The organism is Kitasatospora sp. CMC57 (genome assembly GCF_045866025.2).
In the GTDB taxonomy this organism is placed as follows: Bacteria; Actinomycetota; Actinomycetes; order Streptomycetales; family Streptomycetaceae; genus Kitasatospora.
The window spans coordinates 5582625-5605679 of record NZ_AP035881.2; the positions used below are offsets into that span (position 1 = coordinate 5582625).

Genomic DNA, 23055 nt, shown 5'->3' on the forward strand with positions numbered 1-23055 from the left:
CGCTGCGGTGACCGGCCGGGCCCGGCCGACAAGCTCCGGAAGGACCACAACGTGAGCAAGTACGCCATCGTCGGTCTGTCCTGCCTCTTCCCCGGGGCCGGGACGCCCGAGGAGTTCTGGCAGAACCTGAGCGGCGGCGTCGACAGCCGCCGGGAGGGCGGGGCCGAGGTCTTCGGACCGGCCGCCGACCCGCGCGACGAGGACCCGGCACACCGGATCTACTGCAGCAAGGGCGGTTTCGTCACCGGCTTCGAGTTCGACCCCAGCGGGTACCTGCTGGACGCCGACCGGCTGGCCCGGCTGGACCGGGTCTTCCACTGGTCGCTGCACGTGGCCAGGGAGGCGCTGCGCGACAGCGGCTACGCCGACCGCGCCGAGGTGCTGGCCAGGACCGGCCTGATCCTCGGCAACTACTCCTTCCCCACCCCGGGTTCGGCCCGGCTGAGCCTGCCGCTGGTGGACCAGGCGGTCGTGGCGGGCCTGCGCCTCGCGGGCCTGGACGGCCTGGCGGCACCCGCCGCCCCGGCCGCCGAACCGGAGGACGCCCGGGTCAGCGGCGCCCCGGCCCGGGTGGCCGGGGCCGCGCTCGGCCTCGGCGGTCCGCGCTTCGCACTGGACGCCGCCTGCTCCTCCGCGCTCTACGCCCTCAAGCTGGCCTGTGACCAACTCGCGGCAGGCCAGGCCGATCTGGTGCTGGCGGGCGGGGTCTGCGCACCCGACCCGACCCTCATCCACCTCTCCTTCTCCGACCTGCACGCCTACCCCGAGAACGGCTTCAGCCAGCCCTTCGACGCCGCCTCGGCCGGTATCCTGACCGGCCAGGGAGCCGGCATGGTGGCGGTCAAGCGGCTCGCCGACGCCCAGCGCGACGGCGACCGGATCCACGCCGTGATCGACGGCATCGGCCTCTCCAACGACGGCGCGGGGCGCCACCTGCTGGTCCCCAACGCGGCCGGTCAGCACCGCAGTTACCAACTCGCCTACGCCGAGGCCGGAGTGGCTCCGGGCGAGATCGACTACCTGGAGTGCCACGCCACCGGCACCCCGATCGGTGACACCACCGAGGCGGACTCGGTGGTCCGCTGGTTCGCCGAGCACGGTTCGGTGCCGCTGCTCGGCTCGGTCAAGGGCAACATCGGCCACCTGCTGACGGTGGCCGGGCTGAGCAGCCTGCTGAAGGTCGTACTGGCCATGCAGCACGGCGAACTCCCGCCCACCATCGGCGTGTCCGAGCCGGTCAACGAGGCGATCGGCGGTTCGCTGGTCCGCGAGCGGACCGGCTGGCCCGTGCACGAGGGCCCGCGCCGTGCGGCGGTCTCCGCCTTCGGCTTCGGCGGCACCAACGCGCACGTGGTGCTCTCCGGTGCGGCCGACCGGGCCGAGCCCGAACTCCCGGTGGCCGCACCGGCCCTGGCTATCGTCGGCCTGGGCGCGCACTTCGGCTCGCTGGAGTCGCTGGAGGCGTTCGAACGGGCCCTGCACGACGGCGGCGACGCGTTCCGCCCGCTGCCCGAACTCCGCTGGCGGGGGCTGGAGTCCACCTCCGGCGGAGCGCTGGAGCAGGCCGGTCTGGCCGCCGGCACGCTGCCGGAGGGCGGCTTCGTCGACCAGGTCGCGATCGACCCGGCCGACTACCGCATCCCGCCCGCCGATCTGCGCAACTACAACCTCCAGCACGCCCTGATGGCGAAGGTCGCCGACGAGGCGCTGACCGACGCCGGGTTCGACCGGACCGCCCCGGCCGGGCAGTCGGGGCCCGACGCCCGGCGGGTCGCCGTGCTGGTAGCGATGGAGATCGAGCCCAGCGCCCACCTGCACCTGGCCAGGTACGGCCTGGCGGGCCGGCTGCGCGAGGCGTACCGGGCGGCAGGTCTTGAGCTGACGGACAGTCAGGTCGAGGAGCTGGCCGCGGCCGCCCGGGAGGGCGTGCACCAGCCGATCGTGGCCAACGAGGTGCTGAGCTACATCGGCAACATCATGGCCAGCCGGATCTCCTCGCTGTGGAACCTGACCGGCCCGTCCTTCACCATCTCCTCCGACGGCGTGGGCACCGCCGAGGCGCTCGACATCGCCCGGCTGCTGCTGCTCGACCCGGAGATCGAGGCCGTGCTGGTCGGCGCGGTGGACCTGGCCGGTTCGCCGGACGGTCTGCTGCTGCGCTCCGCCCCGCCGGTGGCGGGAGCCGGGCTGAGCTTCGGCGCGGGCAGCCAGGGCTGGCGGATCGGCGAGGGTGCGGGCGCCGTGGTGGTCACCCGCCCCGGAGGCGACCGGCCGGTCTACGCCCGGCTGGACGCCTCGGTGGTCCGGCACGCCGTACCGGTCGACGGCGTCCTGCCGGAGGCTGACGCGGAGCTGCTGGCCGACGCGGCCCGGCAGGCGCTGGAGCTGGCCGGCATCGGTGCCGACCAGGTCGGCTACCTGGAGGCGCACGCGGGCGGTACCCCCGCCCTGGACGCGGCCGAACTGACCGCGCTGGCCGCGGTCTACCCGGCCGGGCGGACCGAGCTCGCGCTCGGCAGCGCCAAGGCCCAGCTCGGCGACACCCAGGGCGCGGCCACCATGGCGGGCCTGCTCCGCGCGGTGCTCGCCCTGCACCACGGCTACCTGCCCGGCGTCCCCGGCTGGCAGCGGCCGGCCGAGGAGCACACCGAGCGGTTCGCGGCCGGCGGCTTCTACGTACCGGAGAACTCGCGGCCCTGGCTGCGGACCGGGCGCGTGGACCGCCGGTACGCCGGGGTCAGCTTCCTCGGCGCCGGCGGCGCGCACGGTCACCTGGTGCTCTCTGCCGGGCGGACCAGGGGCGCGGTCGCGGAGCGGGACTGGCGGCGGGCCGGCGGCCCGGTGCTGCTCGCCCTCGGCGCGGAGGACCACCCGGGGCTGCTCGGGGAGCTCGACCGGCAGCTGGGACTGTTGGCGGACGGCGCCGATCCGTACGCCCTCGCGGTGGCCGCCGCCGAGCGGCTGACGGAGCGCCAGACCGCCCGGGTGGTCCTGGTGGCCGCCGACGCGGCCGGACTGCGCGGCCAGCTGGAGGCCGCCGCCCGCGACCTGCCGGGGGTGCTGGAGCGCGGCGAGGAGTGGGCCACCCCGGCCGGCAGCTACGCCACCGCACGGCCGATCGGTCCGGACGGCAAGGTCGCGCTGGTCTATCCGGGCGCCTTCAACTCCTACCCCGGCCTGGGCCGAGACCTGTTCCGGGCCTTCCCCGGACTGCTCACCCGCTTCGAGGCCGAAGCCGAGCAGCCGGACCGGGCGTTCCGTTCCGCGATGCTCCACCCGCGCAGTCAGCAGGTCCTCGGCAAGCGGGAGTTGATGGCGCTGGAGGAGCGGCTCGGCGGCGACCTGCCGTTCATGCTGGCCACCGGCACCAGCTTCGCGATCCTCTACACCGACCTGGTGCGCGAGCTGCTCGGGGTCCGGGCGCACGGCGCCTTCGGCTACAGCCTGGGGGAGAGCAGCATGCTGTTCGCCACCGGCGGCTGGCAGCGCGAGGCCCGCAGGGACGACCGGATCAGCGCCACGCCACTCTTCAAGGACCGGCTCACCGGCGCCCGCCGGACCGTCCGGGACCTCTGGCAACTGCCGTACGACACACCGGATTCGGCGGTCTGGGCGAGCTTCGTGCTGCTCACCGGCGCGGACCGGGTACGCGAGGCACTGACCCGGTACGACCGGCTCTTCCTGACCCATGTGAACACCCCGACCGAGGTGGTGATCGCCGGAGCCCCCGACCAGTGCCGGGCCCTGATTGCCGAGTTGGGCTGCCCCTCGGCCCGTTCCCCGGTCAACTCGGTGATGCACTGCCCGGTGGTGGACGGCGAACTGGCCGGCCTGGCCGAGCTGAACGATCACCCGGTCGGCTCGCCCGGTGACCTCCAACTGTTCAGCGCGTACGACTACGACACGGTCGCCGGACTGTCCCGGGAGACCGTGGCCGAGCGGATCGCGCACACGCTGCGCAGCACCATCGACTTCCCTCGGCTCACCCGCGCCGCGTACGAGCAGGGCTTCCGCTACTTCATCGAGGTCGGCCCGAGCTCGACCTGCACCCGCTGGGTGCGGGAGTCGCTCGGCCAGGACGCCCACGTGGCGGTCTCGGTGGACCGGCGCGGGGTGCCGGCCGCGAAGTCGGTGGCCCAGCTGGCCGCCCGGCTGCTCGCGCACGGCGTGCCGCTCGACCTGTCCGCCCTGCTCGGCCTGGAGCCCGCCCCGGTCCGCAAGCGGCTGCGCTTTCCGGTCGGCGGCGGCCCGGCCATCCCGGCCGCGGTCGCGGCGGCCGCCGTCCCGGTGCTCAGCCGGGCCCGGGTGCCCGCGATGGCCGGTGCCGTGGGGTCCGCCGCTGCCGCCGCCCCCACCGCTGCCGTGCGGGTGCCCCCGTCATCTCCGTCCGGACCAGTCGGTCCCGTCCCGCTGGAGGGCCACAACCCGATGCCTGTCGACCCGTCAGTCGCCGATCCCGAGGTCATCGCCTTCGACGGCGAGCCGATCTCCTTCCTGCCCTGGGCCGAGCCCGAACCGGTGGCAGCCCCCCGTCCGTCGGTCACCGGGCCCCGTCCGCAGGCGGCCGCCGCCGAGCGCCCGGTGCCGACCGGCGGATCCGCCGCCACCGAGCTGGTCCGTGAGCTGCGCGAGCAACTGCTCGCCACCCACTCGGTGGTGATGGAGACCCAGCGCGTCCTCCAGGAGTCCACCCTCGCCCGGGCCGAGGCGCTGCTCACCGAGGCCCCCGCCGACCCGGCGCTGCCCGCTCTCCCGGCGCCCGAGCCGATCAGCTTCTCGGTCCGGACCGCGCTGCCCGAACCGCCCGCGGCGACCCGGCCGGAGGGCGTCATCTGGGACCAGGCCGACCTGCTGGAGTTCGCCACCGGCAGCCTGGCCAAGGTCTTCGGCGCCGAGTTCGCCGAGATCGACGGCTACGGCAAGCGGGTCCGGCTGCCCGCCCCGCCGTACCACTTCGTCACCCGGGTCACCGACCTGAAGGCGGAGCCCGGCGTCTACCAGCCGTCCTTCATACGCACCGAGTACGACGTGCCCGAGGACGCCTGGTACACCGTCGACGGCGGTGTGCCGCCGGCCGTGGCGATCGAGGCGGGCCAGTGCGACCTGCTGCTGATCAGCTACCTGGGCATCGACTTCCGCAACAAGGGCCGGCGGGTCTACCGCCTGCTGGACTCCACCCTGGTATTCCACGGCGACCTGCCGAAGGCCGGGCAGACGCTGCGCTACGACATCTCGATCAACCGCTTCGTCACCCAGGGCGAGACCACGCTCTTCTTCTTCTCCTACCTCTGCTACGCCGACGGGGAGTTGATCCTCGAACTCAAGGACGCCTCGGCCGGGTTCTTCAGCCAGGCCGAGCTGGACACCCCGCTCGGCGTGGTGACCACCGAGAAGCAGAAGGCCGCCCGGGCCGCGCTGACCAAGGGCTGGTTCAAGCCGCTCGCCGACACCGAGCACCACCACCTGACCGCTGCGGACCTGGAGTTGCTCGCCCAGGGCCGCCCCGGCGAGGTGTTCGGGCCGCACCACGCCCAGGACGCCGGGCTGAACCCGGCGCTGCGGCTGCCGGTGGCCAAGCTCCGCATGATCGACGAGCTGACCATCGACCGCACCGGCGGTCCGCGCGGCCTCGGCCTGCTCACCGCCCGCAAGCAACTGGAGCCCGACGCCTGGTATTTCGAGTGCCACTTCCCCGACGACCCGGTGCTGGCCGGCTCGATGGTGGCCGAGGGCGCGGTGCAGGCCCTGCAGTCGTACCTGCTGCACCAGGGCATGCACCTGGTGCTGCCGGACGCGCGCTTCCAGACCATCATCGGCCTGCAGACCGAGGTGCAGGTGCGCGGCCAGATCACCCCGCAGCACAGCGAGATCCGGTACGAGATCGAGGTGATGGAATTGACCCTGCTCCCGCGCCCCTCGGTGATCGCCGACGTGCTGGTCTACCTCGGTGACAAGCCGGTGATCCGGATGCACAACTTCGGCATCCAGATCCGGGAGAAGGAGGGCACCCCGTACCGTCCTGGCGAGGGCGGCGTGCCGGTCTTCCTGGGCCGGCGGAACCGCGACGGCGAGCCCGCGATGATCAACGAACTGCATCTCGCGCACGCCGCCAAGGGCGATCTGGGCACCGCGATGGGCCCCGAGTTCGACGTCTACGCGAACAGCCGGGCGCCGTACATCCCGAACGGCGACTTTCAGTTCGTCGACCGGATCATGTCGCTCAAGGGCACCCGGGGCGACCTCACCCCGGGCTCCGAGATGGTCACCGAGTACGACTCCCCGGCCGACGCCTGGTACTACACCCAGAACTCGCACCCGCACATGCCGAACGCGGTGTACATGGAGAGCTCGCTCCAGGCCGCCATCCTGCTCGGCTACTACCTCGGCGCCACCCTCAAGCGGCCCGAGGAGCAGTACGCGATCCGCAACCTGGACGGCCGGGCCACCCTGGTGAAGGACCTGGACCTGCGCGGGAAGACCATCCGGCACCACTCGAAGCTGCTGATGACCAGCGCGATGTCCGGCGCGGTGCTGCAGAACTTCAGCTACGAACTCTCCGCCGACGGCGAGGTGTTCTACACGGGCGAGTCGCTGTTCGGCTACTTCAGCGACGCCGCGCTGGCCAACCAGGCCGGGCTGGACGCCGGCACCTTCGTCGCCCCCTGGATCGAGCAGGAGAGGCCCGCCGCCGAGCGGGTCCGGCGGATCGAACTCCCGCTCGGGGCACCGGCGTTCACCGACCCGAGCGGAGGCAGTCTGCACCTGCCGGGCGAGCACTACGCGCTGGTGGACCGGGTCGACCTGGTCGCCGACGGCGGCCGGCACGGCGCGGGCTACCTGCACGGCTACCGCGAGGTGCGGCCGGACGAGTGGTACTTCGACTGCCACTTCCACCGCGATCCGGTGATGCCCGGATCGCTCGGGGTGGAGGCGGTGCTCCAGGCGCTGCGGCTGTTCGTGCTGGAGCAGGGCCTCGCCGACGGCGTCGAGCAGCCCAGGTTCGGGGTGGCCACCGAGATCGAGACCAGCTGGAAGTACCGGGGCCAGATCCTGCGCCACGACCGCGAGTTGAGCTTCGACGTGCATGTGAAGGAGATCCGCCGCGAGCCGGGACGGGTGGTGGTGATCGCCGACGCGGACCTGTGGAAGCCGGGGCTGCGCATCTACGAACTGACCGACGTGGCCATCGAGGTCCGCTCCGAAGCCGTCCGGCCCACCACCTCCACGCGCTAGGAGAGGCACCCCACCCATGGACACCTTGGAATCCACCCCACTGCGCTGGTACGGGGAGAGCTACCCCGCCACCGACGCTCCGGGCATCTACCAGGCGCTCGCCGAACTCGACCGCCCCTGCTTCATCGTCCGCACCCCCGAGGGCATCGGCGCCGTCGCCGAGGGCTCGGCCGCCGCGAGCGGCACCCGGCGCGGCGGGGCGGCCGGACTGCCGCTGCTGGCCGCAGTCGCCGCGCTGCCCGCGCACCGGCTCGGCGCCCCCGAGTTCCGGACCGCGCACGGGGTCCGACACCCGTACCTGGCAGGCGCGATGGCCGGAGGCATCGCCTCCGCCGACCTGGTGATCGCGCTCGCCAGGGAGGGCTTCCTGGCCTCCTTCGGCGCGGCCGGGCTGCTGCCCGAGACCATCGAGGCGGCGCTCACCAGGTTCGCCACCGAGATCCCGGGACTGCCGTACGCCGTCAACCTGATCCACAGCCCGAGCGAGGAGCGGCTCGAGCGCGAGGCGGTCGAGCTGTTCCTGCGCCACGGGGTGCGCTGCGTGGAGGCGTCCGCCTTCATGGCGCTCACCCCGCACGTGGTGCGCTGGCGCCTCGCCGGGCTGCGGAGCGGACCGGACGGCCGGGTGCTCGCCGAGCACCGGCTGATCGCCAAGATCTCCCGGACCGAGACCGCCGAGCGCTTCATGCGCCCGGCCCCCGCCGCGATGGTCAGCACGCTGTTGAAGCAGGGCCTGATCACCCACGAGCAGGCCGAACTGGCCAAGTACGTACCGATGGCCGACGACATCACCGTAGAGGCGGACTCCGGCGGCCACACCGACCGCCGGCCGCTGCCCGCCCTGCTCCCCAGCATCCTGCGGCTCCGCGACATCGTGCAGCGCGAGCACCGCTACCCGGCCCAGATCCGGGTCGGCGCGGCGGGCGGCCTCGGCACCCCGATCGCGGTGGCGGCGGCCTTCGCGATGGGCGCGGCCTACGTGGTGACCGGCTCGGTGAACCAGTCCTGCGTCGAGTCGGGCGCCTCCAAGGCGGCCAAGACCCTGCTCGCCGAGGCGGGCATCGCCGACTGCGAGATGGCCCCGGCCGCCGACATGTTCGAGATGGGCGTCGAGCTCCAGGTGCTCAAGAAGGGCACGCTGTTCCCGATGCGGGCCAAGCGGCTGTACGAGCTCTACCAGGCGTACGACGGTCTGGAGGCGCTGCCGACCGAGGAGCGGGTCCGGCTGGAGACGCAGATCTTCCGCCGGCCGCTGGACGAGGTCTGGCGGGACTGTGTCGGCTACTTCTCCCGCCGCGACCCCGAGCAGCTGGCCCGGGCCGAGGGCAGTCCCAAGCGGCGGATGGCGCTGGTCTTCCGCTGGTACCTCGGGATGTCCTCGCGCTGGTCCACGGTCGGCGACCCGGACCGCACGCTGGACTACCAGATCTGGTGCGGCCCGGCGATGGGCAGCTTCAACGACTGGGTGACGGCCAGCTACCTCAAGACTCCCGGCAACCGCCGGGTGGCCGACGTCGCCCAGCACCTGATGCGGGGCGCCGCCTTCCACACCCGGGTGGCCCAGCTGCGCACCTCGGGCGTCCGGATCCCCGCCTCGGCGGCCGACTACCGGCCGGTGCCGCTGTGAACACCGCCGCAGAGGAGCTCGACCGCGAACTGGGCGACCCGACGGACCCCGACAACCCGTTCGGGTACGCGGCGGCCGTCGAGCGGGACGAACGCGACGAGTTCCCCGAGGAGTTGTGCGCCGTCCTGCGCAAACGGGACTTCCACCTCAACTACCTGCCGACCGGACTCGGCGGCAGCTTCCGGTCCTTCGACCACAGCCTGACCCTGGTGCGCACCGCCGCCCGCCGGGACCTGAACGTGATGCCCGGCACGATGTTCAGCATCACCGCCGCGACCTGTGTCCTGCTGCACGGCTCGACCGCGCAGCAGGAGCGGTTGGCCGCGATCCTGCGGCGCGGCGGCTCGGTGGCCTTCGCGATGTCGGAGGCCGAGCATGGCAGCGACCTGCTGGCCAACACTGCCCGGCTCACCCCGGCCGGTGCGGGACGGGAGCTCAGCGGCACCAAGTGGATGGTCGGCCTCGGCCACCGCAGCGAGGCCGCCTACCTGGTGGCCCGGACGGGGGAGCGCGGCCCCGCCGCCTTCTCCGCGGTCCTGCTCGACCTGGACGACCGGGTCGAGCGGGGCCCCCAGGTGCCCACCGGCGGGATGCGCGGTATCGACTTCGCGCACCTCACCTTCGACCGCCTCCCTGTCCCGGCCGACGCCTTGGTCGGCCGGGACGGGGAGGCGCTGGAGACGGCGGTCAAGGCCCAGCAGGTGGTCCGCCTGATGAGCACCGCGGGCAGCCTGGGCTGCGCCGACACCGCGCTCAGACTGACCCTCGACTTCGCCGAGGGACGCCGGATCGGCCGTACCGCACTGCTGGAGTCCCCTTACCCTCGACGGGAGTTGGCGATCGCCTCGGCGGCGCTGCTGGCCGCCGACGCGGTCGCGCTGGCGGCGGCCCGGGGAATCCACGTCGCGCCCGAGAGTTTCAGCGTCTGGGGCTGCGCCGCCAAGCACGTGGTGGCGGAGGCGGCGGAGGACCTGATGCTGCGCTGCGGCACCGTCCTGGCCACCCGCTCGGTGCTGCGGACCGAGGGTCCGGGTGGCGGTCTGTTCCAGAAGCTCCAGCGGGACGCCGCCCTGGTCCGGGTGGTGGACACCAGCACGGTGGCCAACCTGCGGTCCTTCGCCGGTCAACTCCCCGCCCTGCTCAGCCCGTCGGCGGAGCCCGACCCGGCGGCGGTCCGGACGGTCTTCGACCTGACCGCCGAGCTGCCGCCGTACGACCCGGCCCGGCTGGACCTGAACGCCCGGGGCCGCGACCTGGTCACCGGGGGCCCGCTGCCGACCGCCGAGGGCTCCGGTCCCGACCTGCTCCGGGCGGCGCTGACCGCGCTGCCGGCCGAGCTGGCGGCCGCCGACCCGAAGGACAACGGCCTGGTCGACCTGGCCGAACGGTTCGCCTGGCTGCACGCCGCGGCCGCCTGCCTGCACCTGCACGCGGCCAACCGGGACCACGAACTGCTCGGCCGCGCCGACTGGTTGGCGGCGGTGCTCGGCTACCTGCTGGCCCGGGCGGACGGCACCCAGCCGCGCCGGGCCGCCGGGCCGCTGCTGCCCGCACTGGCGCTCACCCGCGAACTGCACGCGGCCAACCGCCTGTTCTCCGCCGTCCCGGTCCAGCTGGCCTGAATCCAAGCCTCACAGGAGAGAGAACCCCCGTGCCGAAGGCAGACCTGACCGAGCTCGCCGCGCGGCTCGAAGCGCATCTCGGCGACCCGCACGACCCCACCAGCCTGATGCCCTTCGACCAGATCCTCGACCACGACGAGAGGGAGGAGTTCCCGTACGCCTTCGTCAACCTGCTCCAGCGCTGGGGCGTGCACGAGTACGTGATCCCGGAGGCCCAGGGCGGCAAGGCGGGTGACGTCGAGGTCGGCTTCAACCTGCTACGCCTGATCGCCCGCCGTGACCCGACCTCGGCCACCGCCCTGATGCTCACCAGCCTCAGCTTCATGCCCGCCTGGATCGCCGGGACGGACGAGCAGAAGCAGTACGTGGTGGACCTGATGAAGCAGGGCAGCAAGCTCGCCTGGGGCCTGTCGGAGCGCCACCACGGCAGCGACGTCCTCGGTAACGAGATGCGCGCCGAGAAGGTGGACGGCGGCTACCTGCTGACCGGCGAGAAGTGGCTGATCGGCAACGCCACGGTCGCCGACGGCGTGAGTGTCTTCGCCAGGACCGACCCCAAGGGCGGCCCGGCCGGTTACTCCATCTTCCTGGTGGAGAAGCGCAACACCCCGGCCGGCGCGGTCGAGGAGCTGCCCAACGAGCGGCTGCACGGGCTGCGCGCCCTCGACATGAGCGGCATCCGGCTGGACGGCGTCTTCGTCCCGGACGAGGCCAGGCTCGGCCACCAGGGCCAGGGCCTGGAGATCGCGCTGAAGAGCGCCCAGGTGGCCCGCACCACGATCGGTTCGATGGCCCTCGCGGCGGTGGACACCGCGCTGCGGGTGACCCTGGACTTCACCGAGCAGCGCGAGATCTTCGGCAAGAAGGTCAGTGACATCCCGTACTCCCGGCGGCAGTTGACCGAGGTGTTCGCCGATCTGATGATCGCCGACGCGGTCAGCCTGGGTGCCGTGCGCAGCCTCCAGGTGGTCCCTGAGCAGACCAGCGTCTGGTCCTCGGTGGCCAAGTACTTCGTGCCGACCCTGCTGGAGCGCTCGATGGCCCAGCTGAACATCGTGCTGGGAGCCCGGCTCTACCTGCGGGCCCACCCGCACTACGGCATCTACCAGAAGATGCTGCGTGACCTGCTGGTGGCGATCTTCGCCGACGGCAACACCGTGGTGAACCTGAAGAACATCGCCCTCCAGCTGGACGGCCTGCTCGGCACCGCCGCCCAGGACGGCACCGCCCGGGCCGACGCCGAGCAGCGGGTGCCGCAGCTGTACGGCATCGACCAGGAGCTGCCGTCCTACCGCCCCTGGGACCAGGAGCTGTTCAGCCGGGGCCGGGACGACGCGCTGCTGGCCGCGCCCGCCACGCTGGACCGGCTGCGTGAACTGGCCGCCGGGGCCAAGGGAGACGAGCGGGACTGGCTGCTCCGGTCCGCCGAGGCCGCGGCCGGGCTGCTCCACCGGGCCGGGGCGATCCACCGGCAGGCCGGTGAGCTGCGGGCCGGGCTCGGCCGGGAGTACGGCCAGTCGGCTGAACTCTTCGACCTGGCCAAGCAGTACGGCACCCTACACGCCACCGCCGCCTGTCTGCACACCTTCGTGCACTCGCACGCCGCACTGGACGACCCGCTGCCCAGCGGCGCCCTTCTGCTGCTCCAACTGGAGCGGCTGCAGCGGCTGTTCAGTCCGCATGAGACGGTCACCGACCCGGCGGTGGTGGACGAGGTGATGCGGGTGCTGCGGCACCTGCACCGGGAGAACCGGCTGTTCTCCTACTGGCAGTTCCCGCTCGCCGAACGGACCGGAGCCCGCCATGCCCAGAGCTGAGACCAGTCGGACCCGTCACGCCCACGCCCGCACCGCGATCTGCCACGGCTGCCAACAGCGCTTCGACAAGCAGCAGTTGGACCACACCCTGAAGGTCTGCCCGGCCTGCCGGAGCGGCTTCCGGCAGTCGATGGACGAGTGGCTCAAGCACCTGCTCGGCCTGGGTGTCCTGGCGAACCCGCCGGAGCAGCGTCCGGCCGCTCCCTACCGGGCGCGCCCGTGAACGGCCAGGCGTCCCGGGGGATCGACGGCCACCTGTACCTGCTGGCCGAGTCGGCGGTGGACCGGTTCGCCGAACGGTACGGCGGCGAAGCGCTGTTGACCCGGGAGGAGCGGCTGCGGATGGCCCGGCAGCGCACCGAGGCGGCCCGCCGTCGGTTCCTCGGGGCGCGACTGCTCTCCCGGCACGCGCTGAGCGACCGGGACGGCCGGCCGGTGGGGGAGTGGCGGTTCCGGACCTCCCCGGCCGGGCGGCCCGAACCCGAACCGGACAGCCATGCACTGCGGTTCAACCTCTCGCACACCGACGGCCTGGTGGCCTGCGTGGTCACCGAGGGCGGCTCCTGCGGGGTGGACGTCGAGCGCACCCCGGCCCGGCCGGACGCGGTGACCCACCTGCCACGCTGGTTCGCCCCCGCCGAACGCGGCGAACTCGCTTCGCTCAAGGCCGGGTTGGCGACCGGAGTGGCCGCCTACTGGGTGCTCAAGGAGGCGTACCTGAAGGCGATCGGCACCGGCCTGCGCCGGGAGCTGGACGGCTTCGCGCTCTCCGCCCCCTGGCGGGCGCCGATCCGGCTCACCGATCCGACCCTGCCGCCCGGCGAGGCGTCCCGCTGGCGCTTCGAACTGGTCAACCCGGCCCCGGGGTTCGTACTCGCCACCGTGGTCGAGAACGGCGCCGCCGGGCGCCTGCACCGCACCTGGGTCAGCTGACCCGCCCGCTCCGACACCCGCTCACAGTGAGGAAGCCTCCATGTCCAGCAGCACTCCCCCCGCCCGTCCGCTCGGCCGCAAGCCCCGGGTCGCCGTGGTCGGCGCGGGTGTGGCCGGCCTCTCCGCCGCCTACCGACTCCGGGAGCACGCCGAGATCACCCTGTTCGAGCAGGACGACCGGGCCGGCGGTCACGCCAACACCATCGAGGTGGAGGAGAACGGCCGCACCCTCGGCATCGACACCGCCTTCGTGGTCTTCAACCAGCCCAGCTACCCGAACCTGACCAGGTTCTTCACCGAGCTCGGGGTGGAGACCAAGCAGCACCTCGGCGGCTTCAACTTCTTCGACCTGGACAGCGGCCTGCAGTACGGCACGGCCGAGATGGCGCTGCCCGAGGAGGAGGTGAACAACCGGTACGGCGAGGAGTTCAGGACCATCTGGCGCGAGGCCCGCCGGTTCCACGAGGAGGGCCGCAAGGACTTCTTCCGCAAGCGCACCGACCTGCCGCTGGGCGAGTACCTGGACCGCGGCGGCTACAGCCAGGAGTTCCGGTACGGCTACGTCATCCTGCTCTGCACCGCCGTCTGGTCGGTGCCCGCCGAGCTGATCTGGGAGATGCCCGCCACCACCGTGATCGCCTTCTTCATGGCGCACGACGAGGGCGGCCTCGGCGGCCGCCGGGTGGACTGGCGGACCGTCAGCGGCGGTTCGATCAACTACGTCCGCAAGGCGATCGCCGCGATCGACCCCAAGCTCCGGCTGGCCGAGCCGGTCACCGGCGTGCGCCAGGAGCCGGACGGGGTCACCGTGGCGACCGTGAACGGCGCCGAGCGCTTCGACTACGCGATCGTGGCCACCCACGGCGACCAGGCCCGGGACCTGCTGGTCAACCCGGACGACGTGCAGCGGCACACCCTGTCCAAGATCCGCTACAACTCCTCGACCGCCGTCCTGCACACCGACGCGACCGCGATGCCGGGCGACCGGGAGCGCTGGGACAACTGGAACTACGGCAAGGTCACGGTGGACGGAGCGATCCGCCCGTACGTGGCGTACTACATGAACCGGCTGCACGGCTTCGAGGCCGAGCGGGACTACTTCGTCACCCTGGACTACCCCCGGGCGCTGCGCGAGGAGTTGGTGATCCGGGAACTGAGCTACTCGCACCCGGTGATCGACCTCGACCTGCGGCGGCTGCAGCAGGCCATCTACCAGGTGAACGAGGGTGCCCGGGTGAAGCTGGCGGGCTCCTACTTCCACTCCAAGCAGCTCTACCACGACCAGATCGGCTCGCACGAGGCCGCCTTCTCCTCGGGCGCCGAGGCGGCCGCCCAGCTCCTCAGGGAGTTGGACGGCGACCAGAGCTGACCGGGTGTCAGGGCCGAGGGTGCCGCTTGGCGGACTCGTTCTCCTGGGCCATCCGGCGCAGCGCCAGCAGCACCGGCTCCAGCAGGATGGTGAGCAGGACGGCGCGTTCGACCCGCTCCAACGGGTCCTCGCAGTCCTCCAGTTGGGCCAGGTCGAGCTCGGCCGTCCGTTCGGCCAGCCGGGCGTACGGGAGCAGGGTGCGCCAGTCGGCCGGGAGGCCCAGCTCCCCCAAGGTGTGCAGGGTGTCGGTGACGGTGGCGCGGGTAGGAGCCTTCTCGCTGATCTCCCAACCGAGCGCGGAGATCAACTCGTCTGCGGGGGTGGGCTCCTGGGGTTGGTCCGACCGGGTCTCCTGCTCGTCCGCGGAGACGGCCCCGAGGGCCAGGCCGAACAGCAGGTGGAGGTCGGTGGAGTGCTCGTCCAGTGCCCGGAGCACTTCGCGGGTGGTGGACACCGACAGTCCGCGCACCGTGATCAGGGCCCGGGCCAGCCGTAGCCGGCGCAGGTGGTGCTCGTCGTACTCGGCCTGGGTGGCCGAGGTGGCCACGCCCGCGGGCAGCAGCTCCTCCCGCAGGTAGTACTTGATCGTCGCCACGGGGACGCCACTGCGCCGACTCAACTCCGAGATCCGCATCTTCTCCGCTCTCCACTGGAAATTGGGTAGCTCCACTGTCTAATATAGATAGTGCCACACTCCAACAGTGTGCATCATCCCTGCGCGGACGCCCGTACCGGTACCACCGAAAGGCCGTGACCATGCCCACGCTCCCCTGGACCACCCCGAACGCCCCCCGGCCCGACGCGCAGGTGCTGGTGATGGCCTCACGCCTGGAGGTCAGCTCGCTCATGCACTCCCCGCGGTTCTTCCTCAAGTCGCTGGCCGCCTGGAAGCAGGTGCGCAGCGCGCCCGGCGCGGTCGGGGCCTCGCTGATCGCCCAGCCGCTCAAGGGCGTGTTCTGGACGCTCTCCGCCTGGGAGGACCGCAAGGCCCTCTACACCTACGCCAAGACCGAACCGCACCACTCGATCATGACCTCGCTCCGCACCGTGACCGAGGCGTCCACCTTCGTCTTCTGGGAGGCCGAGGCCGTGCAGCTGCCGATCACCTGGGCCGACGCCAAGCACCGGATCGCCGAGCAGCAGCGCCTCGACGCCGCCGCCGAGTAGTACCCGTCCCACCGCTCCGCCTCGAAGGTTCGAAAGCTCGAACGCCCGCATGCTCGAAAGGGAGAACCCTGCCATGTCCGTCCCCGAAAGCCGTCCGGCCCCGGCGGGCACAGCCGTCGGCCGCAAGTTCCCGCTCTGGTTGGTGATCGTCGCGTGCAGCCTGCCGATGTTCATGGTGGCGCTGGACAACCTGGTGGTCTCCACCGCGCTGCACACCCTGGCGGTCGACCTCAAGGCCGACACCCAGGACCTGCAGTGGTTCGTCAACGCCTACGTGCTGAGCTTCGCCTGCCTGCTGCTGACCGGTGCCGCGCTGGGTGACCGGTTCGGTCACCGGAAGGTCTTCACGCTCGGCATCGTGCTGTTCACGGTGTCCTCGATCGGCTGCGGTCTCGCTGACAGCAGCGGCCAGTTGATCGCCGCCCGGGCGGTCCAGGGCTTCGGCGCGGCGGCCGTCATGCCGCTCTCGCTGACCCTGCTCTCCAACGCGGTGCCCGAGAAGATGCGCAGCCTGGCGCTCGGCCTCTGGTCCGCCGTCAGCGGCCTGGCGATCGCGCTGGGCCCGGTGGTCGGCGGTGCGGTGGTCGAGGGGTTGGACTGGGAGTGGATCTTCTGGATCAACATCCCGGTCGGCATCGTGGCGGTCCCGCTGGTGCTCGCGGTGGTGAAGGAGAGCCACGGCGAGCGCGCCCGGCTCGACCTGCTGGGCATGGTGCTGGCCACGGCCGGTCTGCTGGCGCTGGTCTGGGGCATCGTCAACGGCAGTGAGGACGGCTGGACCGACGGCAGGATCATGGCCGCGTTCGCCGCCGCCGTCGTCCTGCTGGGCGCCTTCGTGGCCTGGGAGCGCCGGGTCGAGCACCCGCTGCTGCCGCTGCGGTTCTACCGGATCAGGGCCTTCACGCTCACCAACATCGTCTCCGCCTCGATGTACTTCGGGGTCTTCGGCTCGATCTTCTTCCTGGCCCAGTACCTCCAGATCGCCCCGCCCCGCACCCCGCTGCACGCCGGTGTGCTGACGCTCTCCTGGACCCTGATGCCGATGGTGATCGCCCCGATCGCCGGCGCGATCACCGACCGGGTGGGCGGCGGGCGGCTGATGGCGCTCGGCCTCTTCCTCCAGGCGGCCGGCCTGTCCTGGATCGACCTGGTGGCCTCCGCCGACACCCCGTACTCCCACCTGGTGGGCGGGATGCTGGTGGCCGGCGCCGGGATGGGCTTCGCGATCGCGCCGACCGCCGCCGTGGTTCTCGGGGCGGTCGGCCCGGAACACCGGGGCAAGGCCTCCGGTGCCAACACCACCGTCCGGGAGATCGGCGGGGCGCTCGGCATCGCGGTGCTCAGCAGTGTCTTCACCGCCCACGGCAGCATGGCCTCGCCGGACGCCTTCGCGGACGGCCTGCACCCGGCGGTCTGGGTCGGCGTGGCGGTGGTGGTGCTCGGCGGTCTGTGCGCGCTCGCCATCCCGCGCAACCCGCGCCCGGCCGCCGAGCCCGCCGTCGTGGCGGTCGACGCGCCCGCACCGGTCGCGGTCTGACCCACGGTCGCGGCTCGAAGCCGAATCGGCGGCACTGGGAAGCCCAGTGCCGCCGATCCGCTTTTTCGCAGGGTCTAGAACAGCGGGACGCCGGCCCGGACCAGGCGCCACGTGACTCCGCCGAAGTCGGTCGGGTCGATGACGCCCTTGGCCTTCACCCAGGCGATCATCGTGTTGCGGATCTCGTCCGAGTTCGCCCACGCCAGCGGCGCCGTCGCGACCCCGGGGAAGTTACCGCCGCCGTTGGCCCGGTAGTTGTTCACCGCCAGCACGAACTTCGCCGCCGGGTCGACCGCCTTGCCCTCGTAGGTGAGGTTGACGATCCGCGAGCCGACCGGCTGCGAGATGTCGATGTCGTACGAAACCCCGTACACCGCGTCGTAGTTGTAGTCCGGCGTGTTCGCCTGGTTGGTCAGCGTGTCCAGGTTGACCGCGTCGCCGGGGGCGAGCTGGGCGAAGTACTTCGCCGAGTACTCCAGGTACGCCTTGATCTGGGCACCCGTCAGGACACGGGCCTCCAGGGTGTTCTCGTAGATGTACAGCCCGGCGGCGTCGCGCAGCTTGACGGTGCCGGCCGGGATCACGGCGGTGCGGTTGAACGGCGCGGCCTGCGCCAGCACCGGCAGTGCGGCGTACTGGGTGCCCACCAGGGCCGCCTTGACGGTGTCCGCCTGCACCCGGCCGATCAGGTCGATGATCGGCACGTCCTTGAAGCGGGCCTCACTGATCGACAGCTCGGCCTTGCAAGTGCCGATCACCTGGTTGACGTACTCGACGACCTTCTTGTGCTGGGTGCTGAGCAGGCGGACGATCTCCGGGTCCTCCGCCACCGTGTTGGAGTTCAGCACCCGCGAGGTCAGCGAGGTCACGTGCCACTCGCCGCGCGAGAACTCCACCTCGAAGTCGAAGCGGGACAGCCGCTGCGCCCAGCAGAGCGGCTCGGAGAGCACGACCGTCTTTCCGGTCACCTTGTTGACGATCAGACGCTGCGGCACCTCCTTGTGGGTGTGGCCCACCAGCACCGCGTCGATGCCGGGCACCGTCTCCGCCATCTCGCCCGAGGCGTCCTCGGGCCAGGGCAGCTGGTCGCCGTAGGTGGTCGGCTCGTCGATGCCGGAGTGCGCCGACACCACGATGACGTCCGCGCCGGCCGCCTTCATCCGGGGCACGTACTTCTTGGCCATCTCGACGATGCCGGGGAAGACCATCTGGCCCGCCACGTTGGCCTTGTCCCAGATCGCGATGCCCGGGTTGGTCAGACCCAGGATGCCCACCCGGAGCGGACGGCCGTGGCCGAGGTGCAGCTCCTTGATGACGTACGGCGGGAAGGCCGGCTTCTCGTCCTTGGCGAACAGCGCGTTGGCGCCCAGCAGCGGGAAGTCCAGCTGCTCCTCGAAGGCGCGGACGGTCGGGATGCCGTAGTTGAACTCGTGGTTGCCGAGCGCCGCGGCGTCGTAGCCGATGGCGTTCATCGCCTCGGCCATCGGGTGCTTGGGCGGACGCTTGCCGGTGATCGGCTCGACCCGGGCGTAGTAGTACGTCAGCTGGGTGCCCTGGATGATGTCGCCGGCGTCGATGAGCAGGGTGCGGTGGCAGCCCTGCTCCTCGCGGACCTGCTTCACCAGGGTGGAGATCTTGGCGAGGCCGACGTCGTTGTGCGCCTTGTCGTCGTACTCGGCGTCGGTGAAGTAGTCCCAGTTGAGCGCCCGGCCGTGCAGGTCGGTGGTGCCCATCACGGTGAACGTCTGCTTCTTCGGGGCGTTGCCCCGCTGCTCGGCGGGCGCGGCGGCGGCCGGGGCTGCCGTCGCCAGCGGCAGTCCGCCGGCCAGGGCGGCACCGGCGGCGGTCACCGCCGAGCGGGCGACGAAGTCACGACGGTTCAGGGACATGGACGACTCCAACGTGGGGTGAAACGGTCCGTCAGCAGGGGTGGTGACGCGCGTAGAAGTCTGCCTGCAAAAGGCCCTGGCGAACAGCCCCCAGTACGTTTCCAGCAGGTGAGAAGTAGAAGACCCGCGCGTGACGGCCGCCCGGCGGGAAGCCCCTAGATGTAACCCTCACGCAGCGCGTGTGCCACCGCGTGGGCGCGGTTGCGGAGGTTCAGACGGCTCGTCAGACCGTGCAGCACGTTCTTGACGGTGCGCTCCGAGTACGAGAGCTTGCTGGCGATCTCGCCGGTGTCCCACCCCTCCGCGACCAGCCGCAGGATGTCCGACTCGCGCTCCGAGATGCCCGGCGGCGTGAAGCCGGGCAGACCCTGGACGCTCCGCTGCAGCCGCCCCATCTGGGTGATCAGCCGCCCCAGCAGGTCGCCCGGCAGGTCGCCCTCACCGCGCGCGGCGGCCAGTACCGCCTGCTCCAGCCGCTCCGCCGTCGCCTCCCGCCGCCGCAGGATCGCCGACACCCCACACTCGACGGCCTCCAGCAGGTCGGCCTCCCGGATCTGATCCACCACCAGCACCACCCGGTGCTCCTCCAGGTGTACCAGCCTGCGCAGCGTCCCCGTCACGGCCCGGTCCACCGTCTCGGCCACCAGTACCGCCACCGACCCCGGGCCGGTCTCGCCGTTCTCCGCGAGCTCCAGACCCGGGCACCGCCGGAGCTGGCTGACCGCCCCGGCGTGCGAGATGGGATCGGTCGCCTGGATCAGCACCCGGACCAGGGCCGGCGCTCGGAGCGTCTCGGCGACGTACTCGATGGTCACGGCTCTCCCCCTGCTGTGTCTGCACTCGGACAGGTGGGAGAACGCACGCGTCCGGCCCCACCCCGGCCCCATGCTCACCGTGACCCGGCCGGGCCTACCATCGTGGTTGACCACGAGATCGGGCCCGTGAGAGCAAGCTCACAGCGATCCGCCGACGGTCCGGGCGACCGATCCGCCCGGTCGGCCCGTGGTTCTGGACGGGGACGACCGGGAGGGCGTGACAGAGATGATCAGCAGTGCCGCCCTGGCGGGCGTCGGCCGGGACCGGTCCGGGCCGGGACTGGTCGAACGCCGCGCCGTGCTCGACGAGGCGGCCCGGCTGGCGGAGCTCGCCCGGCACGGCCACGGCAGCCTGCTGCTGCTCACCGGCCCGACCGGCGTCGGCCGCAGCGCCCTGCTGGACGCCCTGGCCCGCTCCGAAGCCGCCCGGCCGATGACCGTCCTACGCGCCAACTGCGCGGCCGACGAGGCCACCCACCCCTACGCCGCCGCCCGCCAACTGGCTGGAGCGGGAGTCGAGTTCGGCCCGGGTCCGGACGGCGCCGCGCCCTGGGAGCTGCTCCGCGAACACGCCGCCCGCCGCCCGATGCTGCTGCTCGTCGACGATGTCCAGCACGCGGACCCCCCGTCCCTCTGCTGGCTGAGCCAGCTCGGCCGGCGACTCGAACGCCTGCCCGTGCTGGCCGTCGTGACCGAACGCCGCCGGCCCGGCCGGACCGGCGGCACCCCGCGGTTCGGCCAGGACCTCCCGGCCGGCGCCGTCCACCCGCACCGGCTCGGCCCGCTCACCCGCGGGGGCGTCGCCGAACTCCTGGCCGCCCGGCTCGGCCGCCCCGCCCCCGAGGACCTGGTCGACGACTGCCTGCGCGCCACCGGCGGCACCCCGCTGCTGCTGCACGCCCTGCTGAACGCCCTGCTCGCCGAGCTCGGCACCCCCGGACACCCGCTCGGCGACACCCCCGGCGGAGCCTTCCAGGACGCGGTCGGCCACTGGCTGCGGGCCGCCGGCGAACCCGTCGCCACCGCCGCCCGGATCCTCGCCCAGCTGTCCGGCCACCCCACCGGCGGCGCCGACCTGCCCACCCTGGCCGGGGACGGCACCGGCCGGGTCGCCGACTGGCTGCACGGGCTGCGCGCCCACGGCATGCTCCAGGACGGCGGCGCGGGACGCCTCGACGAGTTCGCCCACCCCTGGCTGCGCACCGCCGTCCTCGCCGACTGGGGCCAGGAACGCCGGGCCGAGGTGCACCACGGACTCGCCGCCCTGCTCTACGACCGCGGCGAGTCCGAGGACCTGATCGCCGGTCACCTGCTGCAGACCGAGGTCTGCGGCGCCGAGTGGGCCGCCGACGTCCTGATCGGCGCGGCCCGCACCGCCCGGCGGGACGGACGGACCGCCCGCGCCGTCCGGCTGTTCCGGCGCGCCCTGCGCGAACCGCTCACCGGCCACCGGCGCGGCACCGTCCTGCTCGAACTCGGCTGCCAGGAAGTCACCCTGGGCCCACCCGAATCCGTCACCGGCACCCGGCACCTGGCCCAGGCGGTCCGCCTGCACCAGTCCGACGAGGCCGTCTTCGAGGCGGCCAACGCCCTCGGCTCCGCGCTCGCCGGCCGGGGCGAGACCGCCGCCGCGCTGGAAGTGATGGAGGACCTCGCCGAACGCTTCGCCGACCACCCCGAACTGGCCCGCGCCGTCCACGCCGCCGCCGCCCTGATCGCCTCGCACGACGGCGCCAGCTGGCTCCAGGTGGTCGAAGGACTGCGTCGGATCGAGGCCCGCACCCCCGACGGCCTGGCCCCGGCCGCCCTCGGCATGCTGACCGAGTACGAGGCCGCCAGCGGCGCGCTCTCCGCGGCCGAAGCGGCCGGACGGATCGAGCAGTTGACCACCAGGACGCCGGACACCTTCTCCCGCAGCTACGTCAACGCCACCGCCGCCACCCTGGCCCAGTGGGCCGACCTGCTGCCGCTCGCCGACCGCCTGGTGGCCGACGGGCTGTCCGCACACCGCGGCACCCCCCTGCACCCCGCCTACCAGTGCCTGCTCAGCGTCCGCGCGGAGAGCCGGATGATGCGCAGCCAGTACGCCCTGCTGCTGACCGAGTTGCACAGCGCCGAGAACCACCTCGGCGTCCTCGCCCTCAACAACTCGCACCTGACCTCCCAGGCGGTACTCGCCCTGCTGGAGACCGGCTGCCTCACCGAGGCCCGCCACCTCGCCACCGCCGCCGGGGCGGACGCCCCCGGCAGCGAAGGCTCCTGGGAGTGGAACGAACTGCTCTACGCCCGCGGCCTGGTGGAACTCGCCGCCGGACGCCCCACCGAAGCCCTCACCGCCCTCCAGGAGTGCGGCCGACGACAGGGCGAACGCCACGCGGTCAGCCCGATCGTCACCCCCTGGCGCTCCGCCGCCGCCGACTGCCACCTGCTGCTCGGCCAACCCGGCGCGGCCGCCGAACTCGCCACCGAAGAACTCGGACTGGCCCGGATCTGGGGCACCCCGCGCACCATCGGCCGGGCCCTGCGCGCCCTCGGCGCCGCCACCGGCGGCCGACAGGGACTCACCACGGCGGGCGAAGCGGTCGACCTGCTGCGCGCCGACGGCCTCGAAACCGAACTGATCCCCGCCCTGCTCGGCCTCGGCCGACTGCTGCTCGGCAGCGGCCGCCGCGCCGCCGCCAGGGACACCCTGCGCGAAGCGGTCACCCTGGCCGAACGGACCGGCGCCCTAAGGCTGGTGGCGGTCGGCACCGAACTGCTGCTGGCCTCCGGAGCCCGCCCGGTCAAACAGCGCCACACCGGCGCCCAGGCCCTCACCGACAGCGAAAAGCGGGTCTGCCGCCTGGCCGCAGAAGGCCACTCCAACCCCGAGATCGCCGAGCTGCTGCACCTGGCGCTGCGCACCGTGGAGACCCATCTCACCAACAGCTTCCGCAAGCTGGGCATCCGCCGCCGCGCCGAGATCGCCGCCCAGCTGGCCCACGACGCCTGACCCCGGTGCACGGACGGCTCGCCGACGACGCCCGACCTCCGTGCGCAGGTCGGC

General features: G+C 72.6%; 13 protein-coding genes. 10 read left to right on the forward strand and 3 right to left on the reverse strand.

The window, feature by feature from the left end; translation table 11 throughout:
• Positions 1 to 51 precede the first annotated feature (51 nt).
• The 7 genes from ACKUU6_RS24965 to ACKUU6_RS24995 are packed head-to-tail and all read left to right on the forward strand — an operon-like array spanning position 52 to position 14601.
• Complete coding sequence (locus ACKUU6_RS24965; protein WP_407990799.1) at positions 52 to 7233, forward strand: beta-ketoacyl synthase N-terminal-like domain-containing protein; 7182 nt, start codon at positions 52 to 54, stop codon at positions 7231 to 7233.
• A gap of 16 nt (positions 7234 to 7249) precedes the next feature.
• Positions 7250 to 8860, forward strand: a complete 1611-nt coding sequence (locus ACKUU6_RS24970) for a PfaD family polyunsaturated fatty acid/polyketide biosynthesis protein (protein ID WP_407990800.1) — start codon at positions 7250 to 7252, stop codon at positions 8858 to 8860.
• Positions 8857 to 10482: an acyl-CoA dehydrogenase family protein gene (locus ACKUU6_RS24975; protein WP_407990801.1), complete on the forward strand. Its 1626-nt coding sequence runs from the start codon at positions 8857 to 8859 to the stop codon at positions 10480 to 10482. The genes ACKUU6_RS24970 and ACKUU6_RS24975 overlap by 4 nt, the downstream gene beginning before the upstream one ends.
• Positions 10483 to 10511: 29 nt before the next feature.
• On the forward strand, positions 10512 to 12299 hold the full coding sequence (locus ACKUU6_RS24980) for an acyl-CoA dehydrogenase family protein (protein ID WP_407990802.1): 1788 nt from the start codon (positions 10512 to 10514) through the stop codon (positions 12297 to 12299).
• Positions 12286 to 12522: a hypothetical protein gene (locus ACKUU6_RS24985; RefSeq protein ID WP_407990803.1), complete on the forward strand. Its 237-nt coding sequence runs from the start codon at positions 12286 to 12288 to the stop codon at positions 12520 to 12522. Before ACKUU6_RS24980 ends, ACKUU6_RS24985 begins: the two co-directional genes overlap by 14 nt.
• Complete coding sequence (locus ACKUU6_RS24990) at positions 12519 to 13232, forward strand: 4'-phosphopantetheinyl transferase family protein (protein ID WP_407990804.1); 714 nt, start codon at positions 12519 to 12521, stop codon at positions 13230 to 13232. Before ACKUU6_RS24985 ends, ACKUU6_RS24990 begins: the two co-directional genes overlap by 4 nt.
• Before the next feature lie 40 nt (positions 13233 to 13272).
• Positions 13273 to 14601 carry an NAD(P)/FAD-dependent oxidoreductase gene (locus tag ACKUU6_RS24995; RefSeq protein WP_407990805.1) on the forward strand — a complete coding sequence of 443 codons (1329 nt, stop codon included), beginning with the start codon at positions 13273 to 13275 and terminating at the stop codon, positions 14599 to 14601.
• A 7-nt stretch (positions 14602 to 14608) separates the two neighbouring features.
• Here the strand turns inward: ACKUU6_RS24995 and ACKUU6_RS25000 are convergent, their stop codons facing one another.
• On the reverse strand, positions 14609 to 15235 hold the full coding sequence (locus ACKUU6_RS25000) for a MerR family transcriptional regulator (protein WP_407992231.1): 627 nt from the start codon (positions 15233 to 15235) through the stop codon (positions 14609 to 14611).
• Between the two features lie 122 nt (positions 15236 to 15357).
• Here ACKUU6_RS25000 and ACKUU6_RS25005 point away from each other — a divergent pair, with 122 nt between their 5' ends.
• Together ACKUU6_RS25005 and ACKUU6_RS25010 are read left to right on the forward strand one after the other, a co-directional pair.
• Positions 15358 to 15768, forward strand: coding sequence for a DUF3291 domain-containing protein (locus ACKUU6_RS25005; protein WP_407990806.1), 411 nt, complete (start codon positions 15358 to 15360; stop codon positions 15766 to 15768).
• Between the two features lie 73 nt (positions 15769 to 15841).
• Positions 15842 to 17305 carry an MFS transporter gene (locus ACKUU6_RS25010; RefSeq protein ID WP_407990807.1) on the forward strand — a complete coding sequence of 488 codons (1464 nt, stop codon included), beginning with the start codon at positions 15842 to 15844 and terminating at the stop codon, positions 17303 to 17305.
• A gap of 74 nt (positions 17306 to 17379) precedes the next feature.
• Here the strand turns inward: ACKUU6_RS25010 and ACKUU6_RS25015 are convergent, their stop codons facing one another.
• Positions 17380 to 19194 (reverse strand): bifunctional metallophosphatase/5'-nucleotidase, encoded by a 1815-nt coding sequence (locus tag ACKUU6_RS25015; protein WP_407990808.1) that lies wholly within the window; start codon positions 19192 to 19194, stop codon positions 17380 to 17382.
• A gap of 155 nt (positions 19195 to 19349) precedes the next feature.
• Complete coding sequence (locus ACKUU6_RS25020; RefSeq protein WP_407992232.1) at positions 19350 to 20003, reverse strand: response regulator transcription factor; 654 nt, start codon at positions 20001 to 20003, stop codon at positions 19350 to 19352.
• Between the two features lie 232 nt (positions 20004 to 20235).
• Here ACKUU6_RS25020 and ACKUU6_RS25025 point away from each other — a divergent pair, with 232 nt between their 5' ends.
• Positions 20236 to 23001 (forward strand): LuxR C-terminal-related transcriptional regulator, encoded by a 2766-nt coding sequence (locus tag ACKUU6_RS25025; RefSeq protein ID WP_407992233.1) that lies wholly within the window; start codon positions 20236 to 20238, stop codon positions 22999 to 23001.
• Positions 23002 to 23055: the final 54 nt, after the last annotated feature.

Excerpts from the sequence above, each read along its gene's own strand:
- ACKUU6_RS25025 (WP_407992233.1), top strand. The coding sequence starts at position 20,236 with ATGATCAGCAGTGCCGCCCTGGCGGGCGTCGGCCGGGACCGGTCCGGG.
- ACKUU6_RS24985 (WP_407990803.1), top strand. The coding sequence starts at position 12,286 with ATGCCCAGAGCTGAGACCAGTCGGACCCGTCACGCCCACGCCCGCACC.
- ACKUU6_RS24995 (WP_407990805.1), top strand. The coding sequence starts at position 13,273 with ATGTCCAGCAGCACTCCCCCCGCCCGTCCGCTCGGCCGCAAGCCCCGG.
- ACKUU6_RS25000 (WP_407992231.1), bottom strand. The coding sequence starts at position 15,235 with ATGCGGATCTCGGAGTTGAGTCGGCGCAGTGGCGTCCCCGTGGCGACG.
- ACKUU6_RS25005 (WP_407990806.1), top strand. The coding sequence starts at position 15,358 with ATGCCCACGCTCCCCTGGACCACCCCGAACGCCCCCCGGCCCGACGCG.
- ACKUU6_RS25015 (WP_407990808.1), bottom strand. The coding sequence starts at position 19,194 with ATGTCCCTGAACCGTCGTGACTTCGTCGCCCGCTCGGCGGTGACCGCC.
- ACKUU6_RS25010 (WP_407990807.1), top strand. The coding sequence starts at position 15,842 with ATGTCCGTCCCCGAAAGCCGTCCGGCCCCGGCGGGCACAGCCGTCGGC.
- ACKUU6_RS24970 (WP_407990800.1), top strand. The coding sequence starts at position 7,250 with ATGGACACCTTGGAATCCACCCCACTGCGCTGGTACGGGGAGAGCTAC.